Origin of the sequence: Paraburkholderia sp. GAS206C (assembly GCF_050435645.1) — a bacterium.
Lineage (GTDB): Bacteria > Pseudomonadota > Gammaproteobacteria > Burkholderiales > Burkholderiaceae > Paraburkholderia > Paraburkholderia phenazinium_B.
This window is the reverse complement of record NZ_JBNDKR010000006.1, coordinates 248,239-268,820: the sequence shown is the minus strand read 5'-3', so window position 1 is coordinate 268,820 and position 20,582 is coordinate 248,239. Positions and strand designations below refer to the sequence as shown.

At 63.6% G+C, this 20,582-nt stretch carries 20 protein-coding genes; 8 read left to right on the top strand and 12 right to left on the bottom strand.

The features are described 5' to 3' along the window. Positions 1 to 12: 12 nt before the first annotated feature. From hutI to P3T20_RS18485, 6 genes are all read right to left on the bottom strand, one after another. Positions 13 to 1,239 carry an imidazolonepropionase gene (gene hutI, locus P3T20_RS18510; protein WP_074265058.1) on the bottom strand — a complete coding sequence of 409 codons (1,227 nt, stop codon included), beginning with the start codon at positions 1,237 to 1,239 and terminating at the stop codon, positions 13 to 15. Between the two features lie 57 nt (positions 1,240 to 1,296). After that, the gene (locus tag P3T20_RS18505) at positions 1,297 to 1,926 is read right to left on the bottom strand and encodes a HutD/Ves family protein (RefSeq protein ID WP_143787524.1); all 630 of its coding nucleotides are present in this window, start codon (positions 1,924 to 1,926) and stop codon (positions 1,297 to 1,299) included. Then, positions 1,923 to 3,611: a urocanate hydratase gene (gene hutU, locus P3T20_RS18500; RefSeq protein ID WP_074265059.1), complete on the bottom strand. Its 1,689-nt coding sequence runs from the start codon at positions 3,609 to 3,611 to the stop codon at positions 1,923 to 1,925. The genes P3T20_RS18505 and hutU overlap by 4 nt, the downstream gene beginning before the upstream one ends. Before the next feature lie 78 nt (positions 3,612 to 3,689). Then, entirely contained in the window at positions 3,690 to 4,385 is a 696-nt protein-coding gene (gene hutC / locus P3T20_RS18495) for a histidine utilization repressor (protein WP_074265060.1), read from the bottom strand. A 30-nt stretch (positions 4,386 to 4,415) separates the two neighbouring features. Further along, positions 4,416 to 5,939, bottom strand: coding sequence for a histidine ammonia-lyase (gene hutH, locus P3T20_RS18490; protein WP_174567514.1), 1,524 nt, complete (start codon positions 5,937 to 5,939; stop codon positions 4,416 to 4,418). A gap of 313 nt (positions 5,940 to 6,252) precedes the next feature. Beyond that, positions 6,253 to 7,140, bottom strand: a complete 888-nt coding sequence (locus P3T20_RS18485) for a LysR substrate-binding domain-containing protein (RefSeq protein ID WP_074265061.1) — start codon at positions 7,138 to 7,140, stop codon at positions 6,253 to 6,255. Between the two features lie 145 nt (positions 7,141 to 7,285). Between P3T20_RS18485 and P3T20_RS18480 the strand changes: the two genes are divergently transcribed. Together P3T20_RS18480 and P3T20_RS18475 are read left to right on the top strand one after the other, a co-directional pair. After that, positions 7,286 to 8,182 carry an NAD-dependent epimerase/dehydratase family protein gene (locus tag P3T20_RS18480; protein WP_074266115.1) on the top strand — a complete coding sequence of 299 codons (897 nt, stop codon included), beginning with the start codon at positions 7,286 to 7,288 and terminating at the stop codon, positions 8,180 to 8,182. Positions 8,183 to 8,344: 162 nt separating this feature from the next. Next, positions 8,345 to 8,527, top strand: coding sequence for a hypothetical protein (locus P3T20_RS18475; RefSeq protein ID WP_074265062.1), 183 nt, complete (start codon positions 8,345 to 8,347; stop codon positions 8,525 to 8,527). 62 nt (positions 8,528 to 8,589) lie between these two features. On the opposite strand, the gene P3T20_RS18470 is transcribed toward P3T20_RS18475, so the two are convergent. From P3T20_RS18470 to P3T20_RS18455, 4 genes are all read right to left on the bottom strand, one after another. After that, positions 8,590 to 9,321 (bottom strand): DUF899 domain-containing protein, encoded by a 732-nt coding sequence (locus tag P3T20_RS18470; protein WP_074265063.1) that lies wholly within the window; start codon positions 9,319 to 9,321, stop codon positions 8,590 to 8,592. Positions 9,322 to 9,342: 21 nt separating this feature from the next. Continuing rightward, positions 9,343 to 9,771, bottom strand: a complete 429-nt coding sequence (locus P3T20_RS18465; protein WP_074265064.1) for an SRPBCC family protein — start codon at positions 9,769 to 9,771, stop codon at positions 9,343 to 9,345. Then, positions 9,678 to 10,103, bottom strand: coding sequence for an ArsR/SmtB family transcription factor (locus P3T20_RS18460; RefSeq protein WP_074265065.1), 426 nt, complete (start codon positions 10,101 to 10,103; stop codon positions 9,678 to 9,680). Before P3T20_RS18460 ends, P3T20_RS18465 begins: the two co-directional genes overlap by 94 nt. Positions 10,104 to 10,362: 259 nt before the next feature. Beyond that, on the bottom strand, positions 10,363 to 11,745 hold the full coding sequence (locus P3T20_RS18455) for an NCS2 family permease (RefSeq protein ID WP_074265066.1): 1,383 nt from the start codon (positions 11,743 to 11,745) through the stop codon (positions 10,363 to 10,365). Between the two features lie 588 nt (positions 11,746 to 12,333). On the opposite strand from P3T20_RS18455, the gene P3T20_RS18450 reads away from it, so the two are divergent. Both P3T20_RS18450 and P3T20_RS18445 read left to right on the top strand, forming a co-directional pair. Beyond that, positions 12,334 to 13,329, top strand: coding sequence for a PRC-barrel domain-containing protein (locus P3T20_RS18450; RefSeq protein WP_074265067.1), 996 nt, complete (start codon positions 12,334 to 12,336; stop codon positions 13,327 to 13,329). Further along, positions 13,326 to 14,570, top strand: coding sequence for an MFS transporter (locus P3T20_RS18445; RefSeq protein WP_074265068.1), 1,245 nt, complete (start codon positions 13,326 to 13,328; stop codon positions 14,568 to 14,570). The genes P3T20_RS18450 and P3T20_RS18445 overlap by 4 nt, the downstream gene beginning before the upstream one ends. Before the next feature lie 79 nt (positions 14,571 to 14,649). Here P3T20_RS18445 and P3T20_RS18440 read toward each other — a convergent pair whose 3' ends face one another. Continuing rightward, entirely contained in the window at positions 14,650 to 15,543 is an 894-nt protein-coding gene (locus P3T20_RS18440) for a LysR family transcriptional regulator ArgP (protein WP_074265069.1), read from the bottom strand. 98 nt (positions 15,544 to 15,641) lie between these two features. Here P3T20_RS18440 and P3T20_RS18435 point away from each other — a divergent pair, with 98 nt between their 5' ends. From P3T20_RS18435 to P3T20_RS18420, 4 genes are all read left to right on the top strand, one after another. After that, the gene (locus P3T20_RS18435) at positions 15,642 to 16,286 is read left to right on the top strand and encodes a LysE/ArgO family amino acid transporter (protein WP_074265070.1); all 645 of its coding nucleotides are present in this window, start codon (positions 15,642 to 15,644) and stop codon (positions 16,284 to 16,286) included. 130 nt (positions 16,287 to 16,416) lie between these two features. Then, positions 16,417 to 17,328 carry a LysR family transcriptional regulator gene (locus tag P3T20_RS18430; RefSeq protein ID WP_074265071.1) on the top strand — a complete coding sequence of 304 codons (912 nt, stop codon included), beginning with the start codon at positions 16,417 to 16,419 and terminating at the stop codon, positions 17,326 to 17,328. 132 nt (positions 17,329 to 17,460) lie between these two features. After that, positions 17,461 to 18,651 (top strand): CaiB/BaiF CoA transferase family protein, encoded by a 1,191-nt coding sequence (locus P3T20_RS18425; protein WP_074265072.1) that lies wholly within the window; start codon positions 17,461 to 17,463, stop codon positions 18,649 to 18,651. Positions 18,652 to 18,673: 22 nt separating this feature from the next. Further along, positions 18,674 to 19,624 carry a hydroxymethylglutaryl-CoA lyase gene (locus P3T20_RS18420; protein WP_074265073.1) on the top strand — a complete coding sequence of 317 codons (951 nt, stop codon included), beginning with the start codon at positions 18,674 to 18,676 and terminating at the stop codon, positions 19,622 to 19,624. Between the two features lie 18 nt (positions 19,625 to 19,642). Here the strand turns inward: P3T20_RS18420 and P3T20_RS18415 are convergent, their stop codons facing one another. Continuing rightward, the gene (locus tag P3T20_RS18415; protein WP_074265074.1) at positions 19,643 to 20,581 is read right to left on the bottom strand and encodes an endo alpha-1,4 polygalactosaminidase; all 939 of its coding nucleotides are present in this window, start codon (positions 20,579 to 20,581) and stop codon (positions 19,643 to 19,645) included. Position 20,582 lies beyond the last annotated feature (1 nt).

Genomic DNA, 20,582 nt, shown 5'->3' with positions numbered 1-20,582 from the left:
TGATGGATTCAATCAACTGGCGGAGTCGCACCGCGTATAGACCGTCTCGCCTGCGCGCACCACGCGCGCGCACAGCGGACGACCGATCCAGTAAGCCAGTTCGGCCAGCGTCTCGACCTGCCAGACCGCGAAATCCGCCGCGCGGCCCACTGCCAGCGAACCATGACGACCCACCTGACCCAATGCGCGCGCCGCATGTTGCGTGACGCCTTGCAGCACCTCGGGGACGGTCATGCGAAACAGCGTGGTCGCCATGTTCATCATCAACAGGAGCGAGGTGGTGGGCGACGTGCCGGGGTTGCTGTCGGTGGAAATGGCGATGGGCACTTCGTAGCGGCGCAGCAGATCGAGCGGCGGCAACTGCGTCTCGCGGATGAAGTAGTACGCGCCGGGCAGCAGCACGGCGACCGTGCCGCTCTCCTTCATGGCGGCCACGCCGGCTTCGTCGAGAAACTCGAGATGATCCGCGGACAACGCATGATGACGCGCGGCAAGCGCCGTACCGCCGCAGTTGGACAACTGCTCGGCATGCATCTTCACCGGCAGCTTGTAGCGCTCGGCCGCGGCGAAGACGCGCTCGCTTTGTGCGAGCGAAAAGCCGATGCGCTCGCAGAAAACATCGACTGCATCCACGAGACCTTCGTCGGCCAGCGTGGGCAGCATGCGCTCGCAGACTTCGCTGATGTAGTCGTCGGCACGACCGGCAAACTCAGGCGGCAACGCGTGCGCACCGAGAAACGTCGTATAAACCGACACCGGATACTGTTCGCCGAGACGGCGCGCGACGCGCAGCATCTTGCGCTCGCTGGCGAGGTCGAGCCCATAACCGGATTTGATTTCGATGGCAGTCACGCCTTCGGCAAGCAGCGGTTCGAGGCGAGCAGCCGACTGGCGCAACAAGCTCTCTTCGTCGGCGGCGCGGGTCGCGCGTACCGTCGAGACAATGCCGCCGCCCTGGCGCGCAATTTCTTCGTAGCTGACACCGGCGAGGCGCTGGGCAAACTCGTCGGCGCGCTGGCCGCCGTACACGAGATGCGTATGACAATCGACGAGGCCAGGTGTGACCCATGCACCACCGAGGTCTTCGCGCCGCCAAGCGGCATAGTCGGGCGGCAGTTCGCTGGCCGCACCGAGCCAGACGATGTGGCCGTCGCGCACGGCGATCGCGGCATCGTCCAGCGTGTTGTGCGGATCGCCCTGCGGGCAAAGCTTCAGGTGATGCCAGACGGTTTGCTTCATCGCGTGCTCGTTGCAGCTTGTTGCGGTCTGTGGATGTGAGGGCCGATCGGCTTCAGCTCACGCGTAATGCAAGCGGATGGCGAGCAGTGCGCCTTCGCCGCTCACCTTGCACGCCAGGCCATCAGGCGACTGGATATGCAGCGTGTCGTCTATTGCGAGGGTCACTGGAGTGGCATCGCCGAGTGTCACCTCGATCGAACCGGCCGCGCAAAACAGCAGTACGGCATCGGCCGACAAATGACGTATTGACGCAGAACCCATAGCACCCGCGGCGCCCTCGGTCTGGACTTGCCATACCTCGGCCTCGCCCGTCGCCGCACCCCGCCGCACCATCAGGTTGAAATCGCGCGTCGCGCCATCGACCAGCCGCGCGTCGATCGCGGTCTCACCTGCGAAGCGCGCCATCTCTAGCGGTTGCTTGAGAGCATGTGTCGGACCGTTCGCTTCATCAAGCAGCATACCCGCGCCCGACAGCAACACCAGCGTCCGGTCGATCCCGTCAAAGCGCGAGAACGGCCCCGGCTGCGCGACGTCTGCAATGCTCACACGCCACACGAAACCATCGAGCTTCGCGCCTTGAGGAAAAGCCGCCACCTCGCGCGTGACGCCGCCGCCGTTCTTCCACGGCGTCGCCACGAGATCGGCACCGCGGATCAATGTCGTGCCGCTATCCGGCGTCACGATCAACGGCCCAGCATCGGCAGATTAAGCCCCACCTCACGGGCCGTTTCCTGCGCGAGTTCATAGCCGGCGTCCGCGTGACGCATCACGCCCGTGGCCGGATCGTTGAACAGCACGCGGCCGAGACGCTCGCGGGCGGCATCTGTACCGTCAGCGACGATCACCACGCCGGAGTGCTGGCTAAAGCCCATGCCCACCCCGCCGCCGTGATGCAGCGATACCCATGTCGCGCCGCCCGCTGTGTTGAGCAGCGCGTTGAGCAACGGCCAGTCGCTGACAGCGTCAGAGCCGTCCTTCATCGATTCGGTTTCGCGGTTCGGGCTCGCCACCGAACCCGTATCGAGGTGATCGCGCCCAATCACGACCGGCGCCTTCAATTCGCCATTCCTGACCATCTCGTTGAACGCCTGGCCGAGGCGATACCGGTCCTTCACACCCACCCAGCAAATCCGCGCCGGCAGACCCTGGAACGCAATCCGTTCGCGCGCCATGTCGAGCCAGTTGTGCAGGTGTGCGTCGTCGGGGATCAGCTCCTTGACCTTCGCATCGGTCTTGTAGATATCCTCAGGATCGCCCGACAGCGCAACCCAACGGAACGGGCCCTTGCCCTCGCAGAACAGCGGACGGATATACGCCGGCACGAAGCCCGGGAAATCGAACGCGTTTTCGACGCCCATTTCCAGCGCCATCTGGCGGATGTTGTTGCCGTAGTCGAGCGTCGCGGCGCCACGTTCCTGCAGCGTCAGCATGGCCTGCACCTGCCTGGCCATCGACTGCTTGGCCGGTTTGGTGATGCTGTCCGGCGCCGTCTTCTGGCGTTCGCGCCAGTCTTCGACGCTCCAGCCTTGCGGCAGGTAGCCATGAATCGGATCGTGGGCGCTCGTTTGATCTGTCACGCAGTCCGGCGTGATGCCGCGCTCGACGCATTCGGCAAACACGTCGGCCGCATTGCCGAGCAGACCGACCGACACGGGCTTGCCCGTCTTCTTTGCCTCTTCGACAATCGCAAGCGCTTCGTCGAGCGTCTTCGCTTTGCGATCGACGTAACGGGTCTTCAGACGGAAGTCGATGCGCGTCTCATCGCACTCGACAGCGATCATCGAGAAGCCGGCCATGGTGGCAGCGAGCGGCTGCGCGCCGCCCATGCCGCCGAGACCGCCCGTCAGAATCCAGCGGCCCTTCGGGTCGCCGTTGAAATGCTGGTTCGCTACCGAGAAGAAAGTCTCGTAGGTGCCCTGAACAATCCCCTGGCTGCCGATGTAAATCCAGCTCCCCGCCGTCATCTGGCCGTACATCATCAGGCCCTTGCGGTCGAGTTCGTGGAAGTGTTCCCACGTTGCCCAGTGCGGTACGAGATTCGAGTTCGCCAGCAGCACGCGCGGCGCATCGGCATGCGTCCTGAACACGCCAACCGGCTTGCCCGACTGGATCAGCAGCGTCTCGTCGTCGTTGAGATCTTTCAGCGTGGCGAGAATCTGGTCGAAGCAATCCCAGTTGCGCGCAGCGCGGCCGATGCCGCCGTACACCACGAGCGCATGCGGATGCTCGGCGACTTCCGCGTCCAGGTTGTTCTGGATCATGCGATAGGCGGCTTCCGTGAGCCAGCTCTTGCAGGTCTTTTCGGCGCCACGCGGGGCGCGAATCGTACGGGTCGGGTCGAGACGCGGATCGATGTGCTTGGGGTTGTTCATGGTGGCCCTCGGAGGCGGAAAAGTACTCAAAAAATCACGTCAAATGCGCAGGTTGAAAGCGCAGCTCAGGAAGCAAGATCAAAAGTGTCCAGTGAAGCGGTAACGACTGCCGGGATGCCACAGATTCGCCACCGATGCGACCAGACTCTGCGACCACGTGCGTCGATGCAGCACGAGGCAGGGCTCGAGTTCATCCATCGTCAGCAATCGACGCGTATCGGCATCGGCCAAAGCCGCCTCGATACGGTATTCGACGCGCTGCAGCGGCGCGACGCGCACCAGATACTGGTTCGGCGTGGTGCTGGTGAAGTCCTGCAACGCATAATCGGGGGCGACCGCCGGGTTGACCCAGCGTTCTTCGAGTTGCACCGGCTCGTCGTTTTCGAAATGCAGCACGCGCGAATGAAACACCGGACTGCCGGCGCTCACCTGCATCTCGTCGGCAAGCGCTTCGTCGGCAATCGCCGCGCCGATGTGCAACACCTTCGCCTGATAGCGATGACCGCGCGCCACGATCTCGTCGGAGATACTGCGGATCGCCACCAGGGTCGATTCGTATTTCGGCCGCGCAACGAACGTGCCGGAGCCCTGCACGCGCGTCAGCACCTGCTCGGAGGTAAGTTCGCGCAGCGCACGGTTGACCGTCATGCGCGCCACGTTGAACTCGCGGGCAAGCTCGTTTTCCGAGGGAACCTGGTCGCCCTCACCCCATTCGCCCGCATAAATGCGGGAGAGGATGAAGTCCTTGATTCCCTGATAGGCCGGTGCGTTCATGCCGGGTTTGCCGTTAATGGTGTCACGTGCTTACTGCTCGGACGGAAACGTCAGCGGACTGTGTGCAGCGATCGTGCCGTTCTGCACGAGATGCGTGACCGCCTCGATGTCCGGCGCGAAGTAGTGATCGAGTTCGTAGTGCGCGACTTCATGGCGTACCGTGTTCATCACGTGCTGCAATTTCGGGCTGGTTTTATGCGGTGCGCGCAGATCGACACCTTGCGCGGCGGCCAGCAGTTCGATCGAAAGAATATTGGCGGTGTTCTCGGCGATATCGCCGAGCTTGCGCGCCGCGAAGGTCGCCATCGACACATGGTCTTCCTGGTTCGCCGAGGTAGGCAGCGAATCGACCGAGGCCGGATGCGCAAGCGTCTTGTTCTCAGAAGCGAGCGCGGCGGCCGTGACGTGGGCGATCATGAAGCCGGAGTTCACACCGCCATCGCGGACGAGGAACGGCGGCAGACCGGAGAGCGTCGAATCGATCAGCAGTGCGATGCGACGTTCGGCAAGCGCACCGATTTCGGCTGCGGCCAACGCCAGATTGTCGGCCGCAAAGGCGACCGGCTCCGCGTGGAAATTGCCGCCCGAGAGCACTTCGCCCGTGTCCGGGAAAATCAGCGGATTGTCCGAGACAGCGTTCGCTTCGATCAGCAGCACGTCCGCAGCGTGGCGCATCTGGTCCAGACACGCGCCCATTACCTGCGGCTGGCAGCGCAAACTGTACGGATCCTGTACCTTGCCGCAATCGCGGTGCGACAGATTGATGCCCGAGCCTTCGAGGAGCGAACGGTAAGCCGCCGCGGCGTCGATCTGCCCCTGGTGGCCGCGCAGCTCGTGAATGCGATGGTCGAACGGCGCCACCGAACCGGCCGCCGCGTCCACCGACAACGCGCCCGCCACCAGCGCGGTGCGGTACAGGTCTTCGATCGCGAACATGTTGTAGAGCGCGAGCGCGGTCGATGCCTGGGTGCCGTTCAACAGCGCCAGACCTTCCTTCGCCTGCAGCGTGAGCGGCTTGAGGCCGGCGAGGCGCAAGCCTTCGGTTGCGGCCATGCGCTCGCCCTTGGCGAGCACGTCGCCGACGCCCAGCAGCGCTGCCGACATATGCGCGAGCGGCGCGAGATCGCCCGAGGCGCCAACCGAACCCTTGACGGGAATCACCGGCAGCACGTCGGCATTGAACAGCGTGATCAGCGCGTCCATCACTTCGCGGCGGATGCCAGAATGACCGCGGCCGAGGCTCGACAGCTTGAGCGCCATCAACAGACGCACGACCGGACGCGACATCGGCTCGCCCACGCCAACCGCGTGCGAGAGCACCAGATTGCGTTGCAACAGTTCGAGCTGGTCGTGCGGGATATGGGTGCTGGCGAGGCGGCCAAAACCGGTGTTGATGCCGTAAGCGGGCTCACCCTTCGCGGCGATATCGGCCACGGCCTGGGCGCAGGCGTCGATCGCAGCGAAGCTGGCGGGATCGAGCTGCAGCGTGACCTGTTCGCGGGCGATCTGGCGCAGTTGCTGGAGAGTCAGGTGACCGGGCTTGAGAATCATCATGGAAGAGTCCTGTCTATACAATTTGAGAGAAGTCTAGCGTCGACGGCTTGTATATACAACTTGTTTTTAATGATCTGATATCAGGGATTTCCATTAAATCCCGAATCATGACTGGCATGGTTTTCGCAGGCATTCACAAGCGCGGTGCGGGTTCCTGCGTCAGATGCGGGCACGGGCCAGCGCTGTCACTTCGCAATGACTTGTATATACACGTTGGACGGGTTGAGTGGCAAGTGGACAAAATGAGATGTGGTCTCGCGGGCAGCGGGGCGACGCGAGGCAGGAAGGCAAGCTGAATGACGTCGGGACGCGCCTAAAGCTGCAAGCGCGTCCCGATAAAATCCAGAAACGCCTGCACCCTCCCCGCGAGCGCCGCGCTCTGATAAAACACCGCGCTAACCGGCTGCCGTTCGTCGACAAGCGCGTCGGCGAGAATCGGCACCAGCCGCCCGCTGCGTACATCGGCGAGCGTCATGAAATCCGCAAGGCAGGCGATGCCGCTATCCGCCAACGATAGCTGCCGGATCGTCTCGCCGCTCGACGCCGTCATGACCGGCGCGATCTTCAACCATGCACGCGCGCCGTCCCGCAACGGCCAGCGGTTCAGATGCTCCGGCGCGGTAAAACCGATCAGGCGATGCGTGCGTAACGCCTCGACAGAATCCGGTTCGCCGCACTCGCCAAGATAGCCAGGGCTCGCCACGATACGCAGCTTGCTGCTGCCGAGCGAACGCGCATGCAGCGTCGAATCCTGCAATGCGCCAATTCGAATCGCGATGTCCACTTTCTGCTCGAGCAGATCGACGATCCGCTCGTTGCTCGTCAACTCGAGCCGGATCTCCGGATACAGCGCCGAAAACGCTTTCATGTGCGGGGCGATGCAGTGGAGCATGAACGGCGACGCCGCGTCGACCCGCAAACGTCCGCTTGGGCGCTCGCGCCGGCGCGCCACCGATTGCTCGGCCTCCTCCATCGCATCCAGAATCGCCCGCGCCCGGTCGAGGTACAGCACGCCCTCTTCCGTGAGCTGCAAGCGCCGCGTCGTCCGGCGAATCAACGCTGTATCCAGCTTTTTCTCCAGCCGCGTCAACGCACGGCTCACGCCGGAGACGGTCTGCTGCAGCTTTTCGGCGGCGGCCGTAATCGAGCCGCTGTCGATCACGGTTACGAATACCAGCAGTTCGTCGGTGGATGTCTTCATTGTTGATTTCAAATCAAGATTGATTTGAGACTAACACGCTTTTTGCCAGAATCAAGACGGCGGATACTCACGGTATGCCATCGCCGATCCGATGATCGGGCCGATGCCAATCAATGCAGTTGTTCCAGCAAGCAAGGAGAACATCTTGAAGATTTTCGTTACTGGTGCCAGCGGTTTCATCGGCGGCTCGATCGCCGCGGGACTCGTGCGCGCCGGACATCGCGTGCGCGGCCTGATCCGCAATCCTGAACACGCCGCCGAACTCGAGCGCCTCGGCATCGAACCGGTGATCGGCACACTCGACGACCGCGCGTTGCTTGTCGCGCAAGCGCAGGCTGCCGACGCCGTCATTAACGCCGCCAGCAGCGATCACCGCGCGGCAGTCGAAGCGCTGATCGAAGGGCTCGCCGGCTCCGGCAAGCCGTTTCTGCATACGAGCGGCTCGAGCATCGTCGGCGATGCGTCGGGCGGCGAAGCCGGCGCGGCCAGGATTTATAGCGAAGACGCGCTGCCCGAACCGACTGCGGATAAAGCGGCGCGTGTCGCAATCGACCGTCTGGTGCTCGAAGCAGCGCAGGAAAATATCCGCTCAGCAGTGCTATGCAACACGCTGATCTACGGTCATGGTGCTGTTGCCGGCAGCGCCAGCGTGCAGTTGCCGCGCCTCGTGCGCCAGGCGCAGAAAAGCGGTGTGGTCCGGCACGTGGGGAGTGGCGGCAACACCTGGTCCAACGTGCATATCGACGACGTGGTCGAGTTATATCGCCTCGCGCTGGAGAAGACCCCAGCCGGCACTTTCTACTTCGTCGAAAGCGGCGAGGCGTCGTTTCGCGACATGACCGCCGCCATCGCCCGCGCGACGAAACTAGGTCCTGCGCAAGACTGGCCGCTCAAGGACGCCGAACAGGAATGGGGTTATGAAATGGCGAACTACGGGCTTGGTTCGAACAGCCGGGTACGTGGCGAACGCGCTCGCAAACTGCTGGGTTGGCAGCCGCAGCGCACGTCGGTGATCGAGTGGATTGAGCGGGAGATGATGTAGCGTCAAAGGTTACTCCAGGGCGTCCACCGAAGGGCGCCCTGGAGAGCAAGTAATCTCTGTAAGCGAAGCTGTTGCGAATCCGTAAGATCAACTCGTTAGAATGCCGCCCAATTGATGGGCCGATTCGACAAAGCGAGTGGCCCCCTGAGCCCGGATTCTTCGATGAGCATCGCGCTAAATTTCGATTGGCTGACCAACCTTCTCGCGATTCTCTTCATCGTGGCTTGCCTCTATGACGCGCGCTACGACGAATACGGCACGCTGACCCTCGCGGCGGCGGCGATGGGACTGGTGGTCATGGCCATCGAGCTGTTCCTCAGGCCTGCTTTCGAAATGTCCTTATAGCGAGCGGCGCGGATGCCGTCCGCTCAACCGCACGCCGCCTGCTCCACCGCCCTATCCCCTCATCACGAACCGCATGCCGGACAACCGCGCGGCGCGTCCTCGTAGCGATCATGGTGCTTGACCCACTCGCCGAGATTCCTGACTTCGTTACGCCCCTTCGGCGCGATATCCAGATGCGTGTACGTGCCGATAAACGGCTCGCCACCGCGCGCGTAGCTTGAATACGTGTGGAAAATATTGCCGGCCTCGTCCTTGTAGAAAACGCTGTGGCCGGGTGCCTCGTCACCGGAAATCTCCTGCTCTTCGAAGTTGTAGAAGCCTTTGCCGTTTGCGACCTGCTCCGGCGTAAACGATACGTGATAGTCGAAGTTGAAATCGCTCTCATGCGACGAGACCCAGCGAAAGCGCCAGCCCATGCGCTTTTTGAACGCCTCGATCTTCTCGAGCGGTGCGCGCGAAACGGCCATGTACGAAACGTCGTGATGCTCGAGATGCGGCAACACGCCATCGACACTGTCCGAGAGGAACGAGCACCCGGGGCAGCCCTCTTTCCATTCCGGGCCCAGCATGAAGTGATAGACGATCAGCTGGCTGCGCCCGTCGAACAGCTCCGCGAGCGTCTTGCGACCCTGCGGCGTATCGAAGGTATAGGTCTTGTCGACCTTGACCCATGGGAGCGCCAGACGCTTGCGGTTGAGCTCGTCGCGTGCGCGTGTGAATGCCTTTTCTTCAGCCAGCAGCGCGCGGCGCGCAGCCAGCCATTCTTCTCTTGAGACAGTGCTATGCGGTTCCATCTGCATCTCCTTCCTCAGTGGTCAGGCAAGGTAACGCTCGAGTCCATCCAGCGTGGACGTCCAGCCCTCTGCGTGCTGGTCGCGCGTCTCTTCGTCAAGGAACTGGGCATGCGTCAAGGTAAGCAGCGTGCCGCCACCATCGGGGCGCAACGCCACCGTCACGAGCGACTCGCTCTCCGGCGCCGAGCGCCAGCTCCACGTGAAAACCAGCTTCGCGTCCGCCACGACTTCCAGATAGCGGCCACTGGCTTCGTGTTCCGCGCCGTCCGTGCCGCGCATCACGAGCCGGAAACTGCCGCCCTCCCGCGCATCGACTTCAGCATGAATCATCTCGTTGCCGCTCGGGTGCATCCACTTCAGGATTTGCGCCGGCTGCGTCCAGGCCCGGAAGACTTTGCCGGGCGACGCGTTGAGACGGCGCTGGAGCGTGAGACTGGGACGGGCGGACATGCCTCCTCCTGTTCGACAAAAGCGGCGAGACGATCGAGCTGCTCGCTCCAGAAGCGTTCATAGCGGTTCAGCCACAGCATGGCCTGCTCCATGGGCCCCGCGGACAACCGGCACGCCACCGTGCGGCCGGTTTTCGTGCGCGTGACGAGACCGGCCTCGGACAGTACGTCGAGATGCTTCATCACCGCCGGCAACGACATCTCGAACGGCTGCGCGAGTTCGCTGACCGACAGGTCGTGATGGGTGGACAGGCGCGCGAGCAACGCCCGCCGCGTGGGGTCGGAAAGCGCGGCAAACGTGCGGTCGAGAAGATCTTCTGAAAACTTAACCATAAGGTTAAGTGTAGTCGCGCGATTGTGGATGTCAAGGCGACAGTGCTTGAGGTGCGGGAAAAGATGCGGGAGATGCGCGCAGACCCGTGAGGGTAGCGTGGAGGAAAAAAAGACACGCGGCGCATCACAGCCCAAAAGACTGCAACACGCCGCGTCAAGGGTGGAGATTAAAGCGACTACTTACGCAAGCAGGGCTGCCCAGACCACCCTGCTCACGCGTCAAAACAAGGACTACCAGGGACCGCGGCAAGAGCCGCGATCAGATCGCCCAGCCACCAAGATAGAACGCGGCCAGAACAACTGCGATCGCTACCGTGCCGACGTTCAGCTTGCGATACTCGCCGCTCACGACACGGCCGATCACCAGCGTGCTGAAGCCGAGCATGATGCCGGTCACGATGTTGGCGGTCAGCACGATGAACACCGCGCACACCAGACCCGACATGGAATCGACCATGTCGTCCATATTCAGCTTGCTCACGCTCGACAGCATCAGCAGACCGACGTACATCAGCGCAGGAGCCGTCGCATATGAAGGCACCAGACCGGCGAGCGGCGAGAAGAACATCACGACGAGGAACAGCAGACCGACGACAGCCGCGGCCATCCCCGTCTTCGCGCCTGCTGCGACACCGACGGTCGATTCAATGTAGGCCGCAGCCGGCGCACCGCCGAGGAAGCCCGAGAAGATCGAGCTGAGTGAGTCCGCCGTCAGCGCACGGCCACCGTTGATGATTCGGCCGTTGGCATCGAGCTGCCCGGCCTGCCCTGCGACAGCGCGGATCGTGCCGGTCGCATCGAACACGGCTGTCATCACCAGCGCCAGCACACTAGGCAGTACCGCCAACGACAAGGCACCCTTGATGTCCATCGCACCGATCAGCGAAGCATGACCCGGCGCGCTCAGCGACGGCAGCGCAAACACGCCGTGATACGTCACCGCCGGATCGATCAGCAGTCCAAGCGCGGAGATCGCGACGATCACGATCAGGATCGAGCCCGGCACGCGACGGCGCACCAGCCCGAAGATCGCAGCCAACCCCGCCACCGACATCAGCGCCGGCAGCGCCGTGATATTGCCGAGCGAAACCGGCAGCCCCGCACCCGGGTTCTTGACCACGAGCCCAACGTCGTTGGCCGCAATCAGCAGCAGAAACAGCCCGATGCCGATGCCCGTGCCGTGCGCCACGCCCGAGGGCAGGTTGCGCAGGATCCACGAACGCACGCCCGTCACCGAAATGCCGGTGAAGACGATCCCCATCAGGAACACGGCGCCGAGCGCCACGGTCGGATGCAGGCCCTTGCCGAGCACGAGACCGAAGGCGGTGAAGGCGGTCAGCGAGATCGCGCAGCCAATGGCGATCGGCAGCCTGGCCCAGATGCCCATCAGCAGCGAGCCGAATGCCGTCGTCAAGCACACGGCCACGAATACCGCGCTGGTGTCGAAGCCCGCCTTGCCGAACATGCCCGGCACGACGAACACCGAATAGACCATCGCCAGAAAAGTGGTGACGCCGGCAATGATTTCCTGGCGCTGCGAACTGCCGCGCGAGGAGATTTCAAAGTACCGGTCGAGAAAGCCCTTGGAGTCGAAGCGTTCGACGCCGACATCGGAAATCGGCTGGGCGTGGGGTTCCATCATGATGAGTGCCTCCTTTATCAGCATGCTGAAACAGCCGGGGCACCGGCTGTCATCAGGTTCGTCTCGTTGCGTTTATGTAATGTGGTGGGCAAGGTTTTGAACGTTCGTCGCGGCGGATAGTCTGTGTTTCAGGCCGGCCCGCTTTGATCCGAAGATTCCCGACATCCCTTACAATCGGCCATCTGCTCATCGCGTTAAACCGGCAAAGTCAAACCCGCGTTAGCACCGTTCGTCATTTGCTGTCCCGAAATGTAGGCGAATACCAATATGTCTCCCATCGCATGAATGGCATGCCGGTCATGTCGCGATGCTTATATCGTTTAAGGCACGGCGGCACGCGGCTTCGGCCCGCGTGTTTACACCTACGGTCTGTAACGCACGTGTCGTATGCCTGTGGTCCCGCTTTGCGCGGACCGCAGACCGGGAGATGTCCCGTCGACGTCGCCGGCCGACTGCTTTGCAGTGGCCATGTGCCGGAACGCAGCGTGCAGCGGGTTAAACTCTGAGCCATTCGCCGTTTCAATTGCAGCGGTGGAGAGTGCGGCAAGCCAATCGCACCCTTCGCTCGCGCCCATGGAGTCTTTCTTGATGAGTGGCGGTTTTCGACGTCCAGCTTTCCGTTACCCGATCCTTCTCGTCCTCGCGGCTGTCGCCCTGTCGGGTTGCAGTCTGCTGCGCGGACCGCAGCAGGCGCCGATCACCGAGGCCGTCCCGGATCTCGTCGAACCCGCCAGTTCCACCCTCGTAGCCGGACCGCCTGAGACGACGGTGCAGACGGAAACCAGCAAGCCCGAAACGCCGGCCAAACCCAAGCGACCGCCTGCGCCGCCGCCGAAGAAGGAGGAACCGCCTCCGCCGCCGGTCGCCACGCCCGCCCCGCCGCCGCCCACGCCTGCGCCGCTGATCGTGACGCGGGTGATCGATCGCAACCAGGCGCACGGACTGCTCGACAGCGAAGTGCAGAAGCCCGACGGCAAGGTCGTGGGACGCGCCGTCGATCTCGTCACCGACCCGAGCGGCAAGCCGATCGAGATGATCGTCAATCTGCAGGGCTTCCTCGGGGTCGGCGACCGCAAGGTCAATTTCCCATGGAACGTATTCCGCTTCACGCCGGGCGCGAAGACCGCGCCCATCACGCTGAATCTCGCTCCGGGTCAGGCGCCGCCGGCCGACCGCGCAAAGGCCGCCGCGGCAGCGGCCGGCACCGCAACCGCCACACGTTTGCCGTTGCTCGACGCCACCGTTGAGCGCCCTAACGGCGCGAAAGTCGGCCGCGTGATCGACGTGCTGATCGACGCCAATGCCCAGCCGCAAGCAGTCGTGCTCGACGTGAGCGGCATGGTGAGCGCCGACCGCCGCACGATTGCGGCGAACTGGTCGGCGCTGCGATTTGCGGTAAAAGACAAGACGCTCTATCCGCTGATGGACCTGAGCGATGCAGCGATCGCCGCGTCGCCGCCGTATGCGTCGGATCAACCGATCCGCGCCGTTTCGCCTGCCCCACCCGCGCCGCCGGCCACGCCTGCGCCCGCCGCCGCTGCATCATCTACCGCGACTGCATCTACCGCACGGGCGGCCCGATGACAGGCCGGCTTATGGTGACAACACGCAGCCTGCGCGCGCTCGACTGGATGAATTTCTTCGTCGCGAACGTGCAGACCGGCTTTGGTCCGTTCATCGCGTCCTACCTCGCCTCGCACAAGTGGACCCAGGGTGAGATCGGCATGGCACTCTCGGTGGGTACGATCAGCGCGATGGTGAGCCAGGTGCCGGCAGGCGCCGCTGTCGACGCAATGAAGAACAAGAAAGGCGCTGCCGCCTGGGCGATCTTCGCGATCATCTTCTCCGCGGTGCTGCTCGCCAGCAGTCCAACCGTGCTGCCCGTGATCGCCGCGGAAGTCTTCCACGGCTTCGCGAGCTGCATGCTGGTGCCGGCCATGGCCGCGATCTCGTTCGCTTTGGTCGGACGCCAGAACCTTGGCGACCGGCTCGGGCGCAATGCGCGCTGGGCGTCTATCGGCAGTGCGATTGCGGCCGGGTTGATGGGGTTATTCGGCGAGTACTTCTCGTCGCGCGCGGTGTTCTGGTTGACCGCTGCGCTCGCCATGCCCGCGCTGATTGCGCTGAGCATGGTGCAGAACACTGGCACCGTCGACGCCATGCCCCAGGCCAAGCCAGTTCCGGACGCGGATGAAAAGCGCGAGAGCCTGCGCGAACTGCTGCGCGACAAGCGCATGCTGATCTTCGCGGCCTGTATCGTGCTGTTCCACCTGTCGAATGCGGCGATGCTCAACCTCGCGGCCGGTGAAGTGACTGCCGGCATGGGAGACAACGTGCAGCTCGTGATTGCGGCCTGCATCATCGTGCCGCAGGCGATCGTGGCGATGATGTCGCCGTGGGTAGGACGTTCGGCACAACGCTGGGGACGCAGGCCGATCCTGCTGTTCGGCTTCGCTGCGCTGCCGGTTCGCGCGCTGCTGTTTGCCGGAATCAGCAGCCCTTATCTGCTGGTGCCGGTGCAGATGCTCGATGGTTTGAGTGCAGCTGTGTTCGGGGTGATGCTGCCGCTGATCGCTGCGGATGTCGCTGGCGGCAAGGGTCGCTATAACCTGTGTATCGGGCTGTTCGGTCTGGCGGCCGGGATCGGCGCGACGTTGAGCACGGCAGCGGCGGGTTTCATTGCGGACCGGTTCAGCAATACGGTCAGCTTCTTTGGGCTCGCCGCGGCTGGGGCGCTGGCGGTGCTGCTCGTGTGGGCGGCCATGCCGGAGACGCGTGAGAGCGAGACTGTGCCGGAGGCGGAAGGGGTGCCCGAGGCGCGGTAATTACAGCGGGTCTGTTGCACAGAAAGGCCCGTGTCGCGCGAGCGATACCGGCCTTTTTTGTTTGCATCAACCAGCCGGTTCAATCCAGTAACTCCGCTGCCCGCTTGCGCAACTCCGTGCCGAAATCGTCCAGCCATCCGATCGACAAGCGCCAGCTCTGCCAGTACAGATCCACATCGACGGGCTTACCGGGCGCCATATCCACGAGTTCGCCGCTCTCGAGATGCGAGGCGATCATCCGCTCCGGACACAGGCCCCACCCCATTCCCGTGGCGCACGCTCTGAGAAAGCCCGCAACGTGAGGAATCCAGTGCAACGGCGGATCGACCTCCGCGCGAGTAATCCGGCGCATAAAGCGCTTCTGCAGCTGATCCTTCGGATTGAAGTCGATGCAAGGCGTGCGCCGCAGCGAATCGCGCGTGACCCCATCGGCGAAGTAGCGCTCGAAGAAATCCGGCGCACACACGGCCAGATAACGCATCCGTCCAAGCCGTACTGACCGGCAACCCTGCACCGGCTCCGCCTGCGTGGTCACCGCGCCCTGCACGCTGCCATCGCGAATCCGCTGTGCCGTATGATCCTGATCGTCGATGACGAGATCGAGCAGCATCTCCCGCTCCACACAGAACCCCGCCACCGCATCGATAAACCACGTGCCGACGCTGTCATCGTTGACCGCCACGCGCAAGGTCGGCCAGGACTCGACCAACGCTCCCGGCAGCGCAGGCAATCGCCCCGTCAGTTCCGATTCGAGCAACTGCACCCGCTCCGTATGGCGGCACAGCAGCGCGCCCGAAGTCGTCGCCACACACGGCTGGCCGCGTTTGACGAGCACGCTGCCCACCCGCTCCTCCAGCAATTTCACACGCTGCGACACCGCCGACGGCGTCACGTTCAGCTCGCTCGCCGCGCGGTCGAACGATCCGTGGCGCACTACAGCAGCCAGCGCATCCAGCAAAGCATAGTCGAGCATTAGCATTCCTTAATCGGCATTAACTGAATTAGCTTCTCTTACGAGCTGGAAAACCGCAGACTAGCGCCAATTCGTCTCATCCGTCTACTGGATCTCTCATGGATTGGCTTGCTTTCTCCCACGGAGCGGCGCTGTGCGCGTCGCTGATCGTCACCATCGGCGCCCAGAACGCCTTCGTGCTGCGCCAAGGCATCATGCGCTCGCACGTCGGCAAGATCGTGCTGCTGTGCGCGGTATCGGACTTCATCCTGATCGGTGCGGGGGTGGGCGGCGCATCGGCGCTGGTCGAGCGCTATCCGGTGTTCGTCCATGCCATGCTATATGTTGGGCTCGCCTACCTTGCCTGGTTCGGCATCAACGCGCTGCGTCGCGCGGTGCGTCCCGGCCATGCCGTGCTCGACGTCAGCGTCTCCGGTGACCCGACCAACGCGCCGGCAACCACAGCGACGTCCGCACAACGCACCATGCCGATCATCCTGATGACGCTCGCTTTCACGTGGCTCAACCCGCATGTGTATCTCGACACCTTCCTCCTGATCGGCACAGCCGGCGCCCGCGAAGCACAAACCGGCCGGGTGGCCTTCGCGCTCGGTGCGATGGCGGTCAGCGGCGTGTGGTTCGTCGGCCTCGGCTACGGCGCGCGAGCACTCGCCCCCCTGTTTCGCCGTGCGACGGCCTGGCGCGTACTCGACGGCGCGATCGGCAGCATGGTTCTGCTGCTTGCCGTCACGCAATTGCGCTAAGCGAACGCCAGGCAGAGCGAAGCACTCGGCAAACACAAGGACCACTACAGGGCAAACAAAGGACAATCAGCGGGACAGGAAGCCGTAGAATCGTGCTTCCTGTCCCGCTTTTTGCCTATTCGCCGCCCTCATGGTCAATCCGACGCACTTCGATCTGCATTCCCTGCGCGTGTTTCTGACGGTCGCCGAAACCGGCAGCCTGACCCGCGCGGCCGAACGCAGCCACATGACGCTCTCCGCCATCAGCAAGCGCATGGCCGATCTCGAACGGGCCACCGACTGCGCCCTCCTCGTGCGCCATCCGCGCGGCGTCGAACTCACGCCGGCGGGCCACGGGCTGCTGAATCACGCGCTTCAGGTGCTCGACCAGGTCAACCGCATGGCGAGCGAAATGAGCGACTTTGCCGTCGGCGTACGCGGTCATGTACGGATCTGGGCCAACACATCGGCCATCGTGCAGTTCCTTCCCACCGATCTGCAGCGCTTTCTCGCCAACAACCCGAGCGTCAAGGTCACGCTCGAAGAACGCCTGAGCGGCGAGGTGATCGAAGCGCTCGGCGCGGGCCGCACCGATCTGGGCGTATTCGCGGACAACGTCCCCGCGCCGATGGTGGACAAGCGCGTCTACCGGCGCGATCGGTTGATCATACTGGTCCCCGCGGACCATCCGCTGGCGGGCGTCAAAGAGATCGCCTTTGCCGACACGCTCGAATACGACTACGTCGCCCTGAACGCCGGCAGCTCGTTGCTGCTGCGCATGATGGACGCCGCGCTCGCCGCCGAAAAGCCGCTGCGGCTGCGCATCCAGATGCGCAGTTTCGACGGCATCTGCCGGATGATTGAAGCCGGCCTCGGCATCGGCATGCTGCCCGCCGCGGCAGTGCGCCCGGAAATCCTCGCAGCGGGCCTGCGCGCCGTGCAATTGACCGACACCTGGTCCGAACGCACGCTGTGGATCGGTGCGAAGGACGCCAAGGCGCTCACACCGGAGGCAGCCAGGCTGTTCGATTTCATGGCGGCCATGCCGGCGGCGGCAGGCTGAGCGGAGCCTGGCCGGCAGGCGCCGCCGCGCCCTTTCCACCCGGGAAAGGGTCCGTGAAGAATCCGACATTCCCAGCGCCGCCGCGCTGCGTCACTATCCTGTTCAACGGAACACACTCGATGGAGACGCAGCATGGCTGGACCGCTCGACGGGATCCGCGTCCTTGAACTCGGACAACTGATTGCAGGCCCGTTCGCGAGCCGGATGCTCGCCGAATTCGGCGCCGACGTCATCAAGATCGAAACGCCCGTGACGGGCGACCCGCTGCGCAAATGGCGCATGCTGCATGAAGGCACCTCCGTATGGTGGGCAGCGCAATCGCGCAATAAACGTTCGGTGACGCTGAACCTGAGAGACCCTGAAGGCCAGGATATTGCACGACGCCTCGCCGCCGAGGCCGACGTCGTCATCGAAAACTTCCGCCCTGGCGCACTCGAAGGCTGGGGCCTCGGCTGGGACACACTGCATACGCTGAACCCCAGGCTCGTGATGCTGCGCGTCTCCGGCTACGGCCAGACTGGCCCGTATCGCGACCTGCCTGGCTTCGGCGTGATCGGCGAAGCAATGGGCGGCCTGCGTCACCTGAGCGGCGAACCGGGCCGCACGCCGGTGCGCGTCGGCGTGTCGATCGGCGATTCGCTCGCTGCCCTGCATGGCGTGATCGGCATCCTGCTGGCGTTGCGTCATCGCGACCAGAACGGCGGTGAAGGCCAGATGGTCGACGTCGCCCTGTACGAATCGGTCTTCAACATGATGGAGAGCCTGCTGCCCGAATACTCCGTGTTTGGCGCGGTCCGCCAGGCGGCGGGCAGCAGCCTGCCAGGCATTGCGCCGAGCAATGCCTATCGCTGCCGCGACGGCAAATTCGCGCTGATTGCCGGCAACGGTGACAGCATCTTCCGACGTCTGATGGAAGTGATCGAGCGCTCCGACCTTGGTGAGGATCCGGCGCTCGCGCAAAACGATGGCCGGGTCGCGAACGTCGAACGGATCGATGCAGCCATAAGCGCCTGGACGGAACAGCGTTCGCTCGACGAGGTGCTGGCGCATCTGAACGAAGCGCGCATTCCGGCCGGCAAGATCTACGATGTCGCCGACATTGCTGCCGATCCGCACTACCGTGCCCGCGAAATGATTGTGGATAGCACGCTCGCCGACGGCACACCGGTGCAAGTCCCCGGCGTTTTGCCGAAACTGAACGCCACTCCGGGCACGATCCGCACACTCGCGCCCGAACTCGGCCAGCATACCGATGAGGTGCTCGCCACCCTCGGCCTGGACGATGCCAAACGCGCCGCGCTGCGCGAACGCGGCATCATCTGAACAAGTATTCAGGAGACCTTCGATGAGCGCCACCCGCCCTCGCCTGTACATCCAGGAAGTCGCCACCCGCGACGGCTTCCAGAACGAAGCCCGCTTCATTGAAACCGACGACAAGGTTGCCTTGATCGATCGACTGAGTGCCTGCGGTTTCGCCAAAATCGAAGTGACTTCGTTCACCTCGCCGCGCGCCATTCCGGCGCTGCGCGATGCCGAAGCGGTAATGCATCGCATCGAGCGCCGCGCCGGTGTGGTCTATACCGTACTGGTGCCGAACGTGCGCGGTGCCGAACGCGCGTTGTCATGCGATGTCGACGAAGTCAATCTGGTGATGTCGGTCAGCGAAAGCCACAATCGGGCAAATCTGCGCATGAGCCGGGAAGAATCGTTCGCACAACTGCGGGATGTGATCGAAGTAGTGAGCCGCACGCGAGTAGCGATTAACGTGTCGCTGTCGACCGCGTTTGGCTGCCCCATGGAGGGCGACGTTGCGGAAGACGAAGTGCTGAGCTGGGTTGCGCGCTTCGCCACGCTCGGCGTGCACGGGGTCACGCTGTGCGACACGACCGGCATGGCGTATCCCAACCAGGTCCGGCAACTGGCACAACGCACGCGCGATGAATTCGCCGGACTGGAAACCACGCTGCACTTTCACAACACGCGGGGGATGGCGCTCGCCAACACGCTGGCTGCATTGGACGCAGGCATCGACCGCTTCGACGCCTCGCTGGGCGGCCTGGGCGGTTGTCCCTATGCACCGGGCGCGACGGGGAACGTGTGCACCGAAGAACTCGTGCATATGCTGGAACTGAACGGCTACGATACCGGTGTCGATCTCACCCAGGTGTTGCAGGCTGCCGCACATTTGCCAGGGCTGATCGGCCACGACGTACCGAGCCAGTTGCTCAAGGCCGGCCGGCGGCTCGATCTGCATCCGGCTCCGGATGCGGGTGAGCAGCGACCTTCCGCGGCCTGAACGGCGGCGTTCCGCTCGTCAGGGCTGCGCGCCCGGTATCTCGTCAGGGCAGATTCCCGCACGTCCGACTCCAACGGTCTGCAGCGCGCCGTCAGCCACATACGGCACCAACCCGTCCTTGCAGATTTTCAGCACGGTGTCGCGCGTGCATTGTTCGTCGCCGGGAGCACAGTAGTCGATTGCGATCACTGGCAACTCATATTTTTCGCTCACAACCCTCGCCTGCCCCAGCAGCCAGTCGCGGTCTGCCTGTGACACCGTCGTATAACGCTGGTTCGGCTGATCCCAGCCGCTGTAGAGCGATTCGAAGGCCACCGCGTACACGAGATCGTGCACCTGCGGCAGGATCTCGAAGCCGCGGTTAAACATCAATCTGGCTCGTGGATAGCGCTTCTTGATCGCGCGGATCACCTCCACCAGTCCTGCTTGCTGGCGGGCGCGGTCTGCATCGGTTTTGGCGATCAGTTGATACGAATCGAGCGTATCCAGAAAGAAGCCGCGATAGCCTTTACGCCAGAGCGGCGCAATCACCTGCTTCACATAGAACGCTGGCCAGCCGGGTGCGTCCTGATCGACGACCTTCGACGCCCACGCGGGGTTATTGCCAGCCAGCCAGTCCTGCGGCATCGCAGCGTAGTAGGCGCGTTGCGGCGTGACTTCGCCGACGCTGACGTATGCGAACCAGGCGATATGGCGATTATGTTGGATTGCAGGATCGAGGTTGCTATCCGGCTCGACCACCACCACATCGAATCCGGACAGTGCCTCGACAGGTACCTTGTCGCCGTAAAAGAACGCCACTGAGGGCTGCATGGAAGCATTCGCCGCCGTGGCGGAGTGACTCCCCGCGCTGGCGGCGCTCTGGGCTTGCGCGAGAGGTCCCAGTCCGGCGGCCGTGCCGAAGCAGGCCACCCAGGCAGCGAAGCGGCACAGCGCGCGCACCATAAACATTCGCATC

Excerpts from the sequence above, each read along its gene's own strand:
- hutI (WP_074265058.1), bottom strand. The coding sequence starts at position 1,239 with ATGAAGCAAACCGTCTGGCATCACCTGAAGCTTTGCCCGCAGGGCGAT.
- hutU (WP_074265059.1), bottom strand. The coding sequence starts at position 3,611 with ATGAACAACCCCAAGCACATCGATCCGCGTCTCGACCCGACCCGTACG.
- hutC (WP_074265060.1), bottom strand. The coding sequence starts at position 4,385 with ATGAACGCACCGGCCTATCAGGGAATCAAGGACTTCATCCTCTCCCGC.
- hutH (WP_174567514.1), bottom strand. The coding sequence starts at position 5,939 with ATGATGATTCTCAAGCCCGGTCACCTGACTCTCCAGCAACTGCGCCAG.
- P3T20_RS18485 (WP_074265061.1), bottom strand. The coding sequence starts at position 7,140 with ATGAAGACATCCACCGACGAACTGCTGGTATTCGTAACCGTGATCGAC.
- P3T20_RS18475 (WP_074265062.1), top strand. The coding sequence starts at position 8,345 with ATGAGCATCGCGCTAAATTTCGATTGGCTGACCAACCTTCTCGCGATT.
- P3T20_RS18470 (WP_074265063.1), bottom strand. The coding sequence starts at position 9,321 with ATGGAACCGCATAGCACTGTCTCAAGAGAAGAATGGCTGGCTGCGCGC.
- P3T20_RS18465 (WP_074265064.1), bottom strand. The coding sequence starts at position 9,771 with ATGTCCGCCCGTCCCAGTCTCACGCTCCAGCGCCGTCTCAACGCGTCG.
- P3T20_RS18460 (WP_074265065.1), bottom strand. The coding sequence starts at position 10,103 with ATGGTTAAGTTTTCAGAAGATCTTCTCGACCGCACGTTTGCCGCGCTT.
- P3T20_RS18455 (WP_074265066.1), bottom strand. The coding sequence starts at position 11,745 with ATGATGGAACCCCACGCCCAGCCGATTTCCGATGTCGGCGTCGAACGC.
- P3T20_RS18450 (WP_074265067.1), top strand. The coding sequence starts at position 12,334 with ATGAGTGGCGGTTTTCGACGTCCAGCTTTCCGTTACCCGATCCTTCTC.
- P3T20_RS18445 (WP_074265068.1), top strand. The coding sequence starts at position 13,326 with ATGACAGGCCGGCTTATGGTGACAACACGCAGCCTGCGCGCGCTCGAC.
- P3T20_RS18440 (WP_074265069.1), bottom strand. The coding sequence starts at position 15,543 with ATGCTCGACTATGCTTTGCTGGATGCGCTGGCTGCTGTAGTGCGCCAC.
- P3T20_RS18435 (WP_074265070.1), top strand. The coding sequence starts at position 15,642 with ATGGATTGGCTTGCTTTCTCCCACGGAGCGGCGCTGTGCGCGTCGCTG.
- P3T20_RS18430 (WP_074265071.1), top strand. The coding sequence starts at position 16,417 with ATGGTCAATCCGACGCACTTCGATCTGCATTCCCTGCGCGTGTTTCTG.
- P3T20_RS18425 (WP_074265072.1), top strand. The coding sequence starts at position 17,461 with ATGGCTGGACCGCTCGACGGGATCCGCGTCCTTGAACTCGGACAACTG.
- P3T20_RS18420 (WP_074265073.1), top strand. The coding sequence starts at position 18,674 with ATGAGCGCCACCCGCCCTCGCCTGTACATCCAGGAAGTCGCCACCCGC.
- P3T20_RS18415 (WP_074265074.1), bottom strand. The coding sequence starts at position 20,581 with ATGCGAATGTTTATGGTGCGCGCGCTGTGCCGCTTCGCTGCCTGGGTG.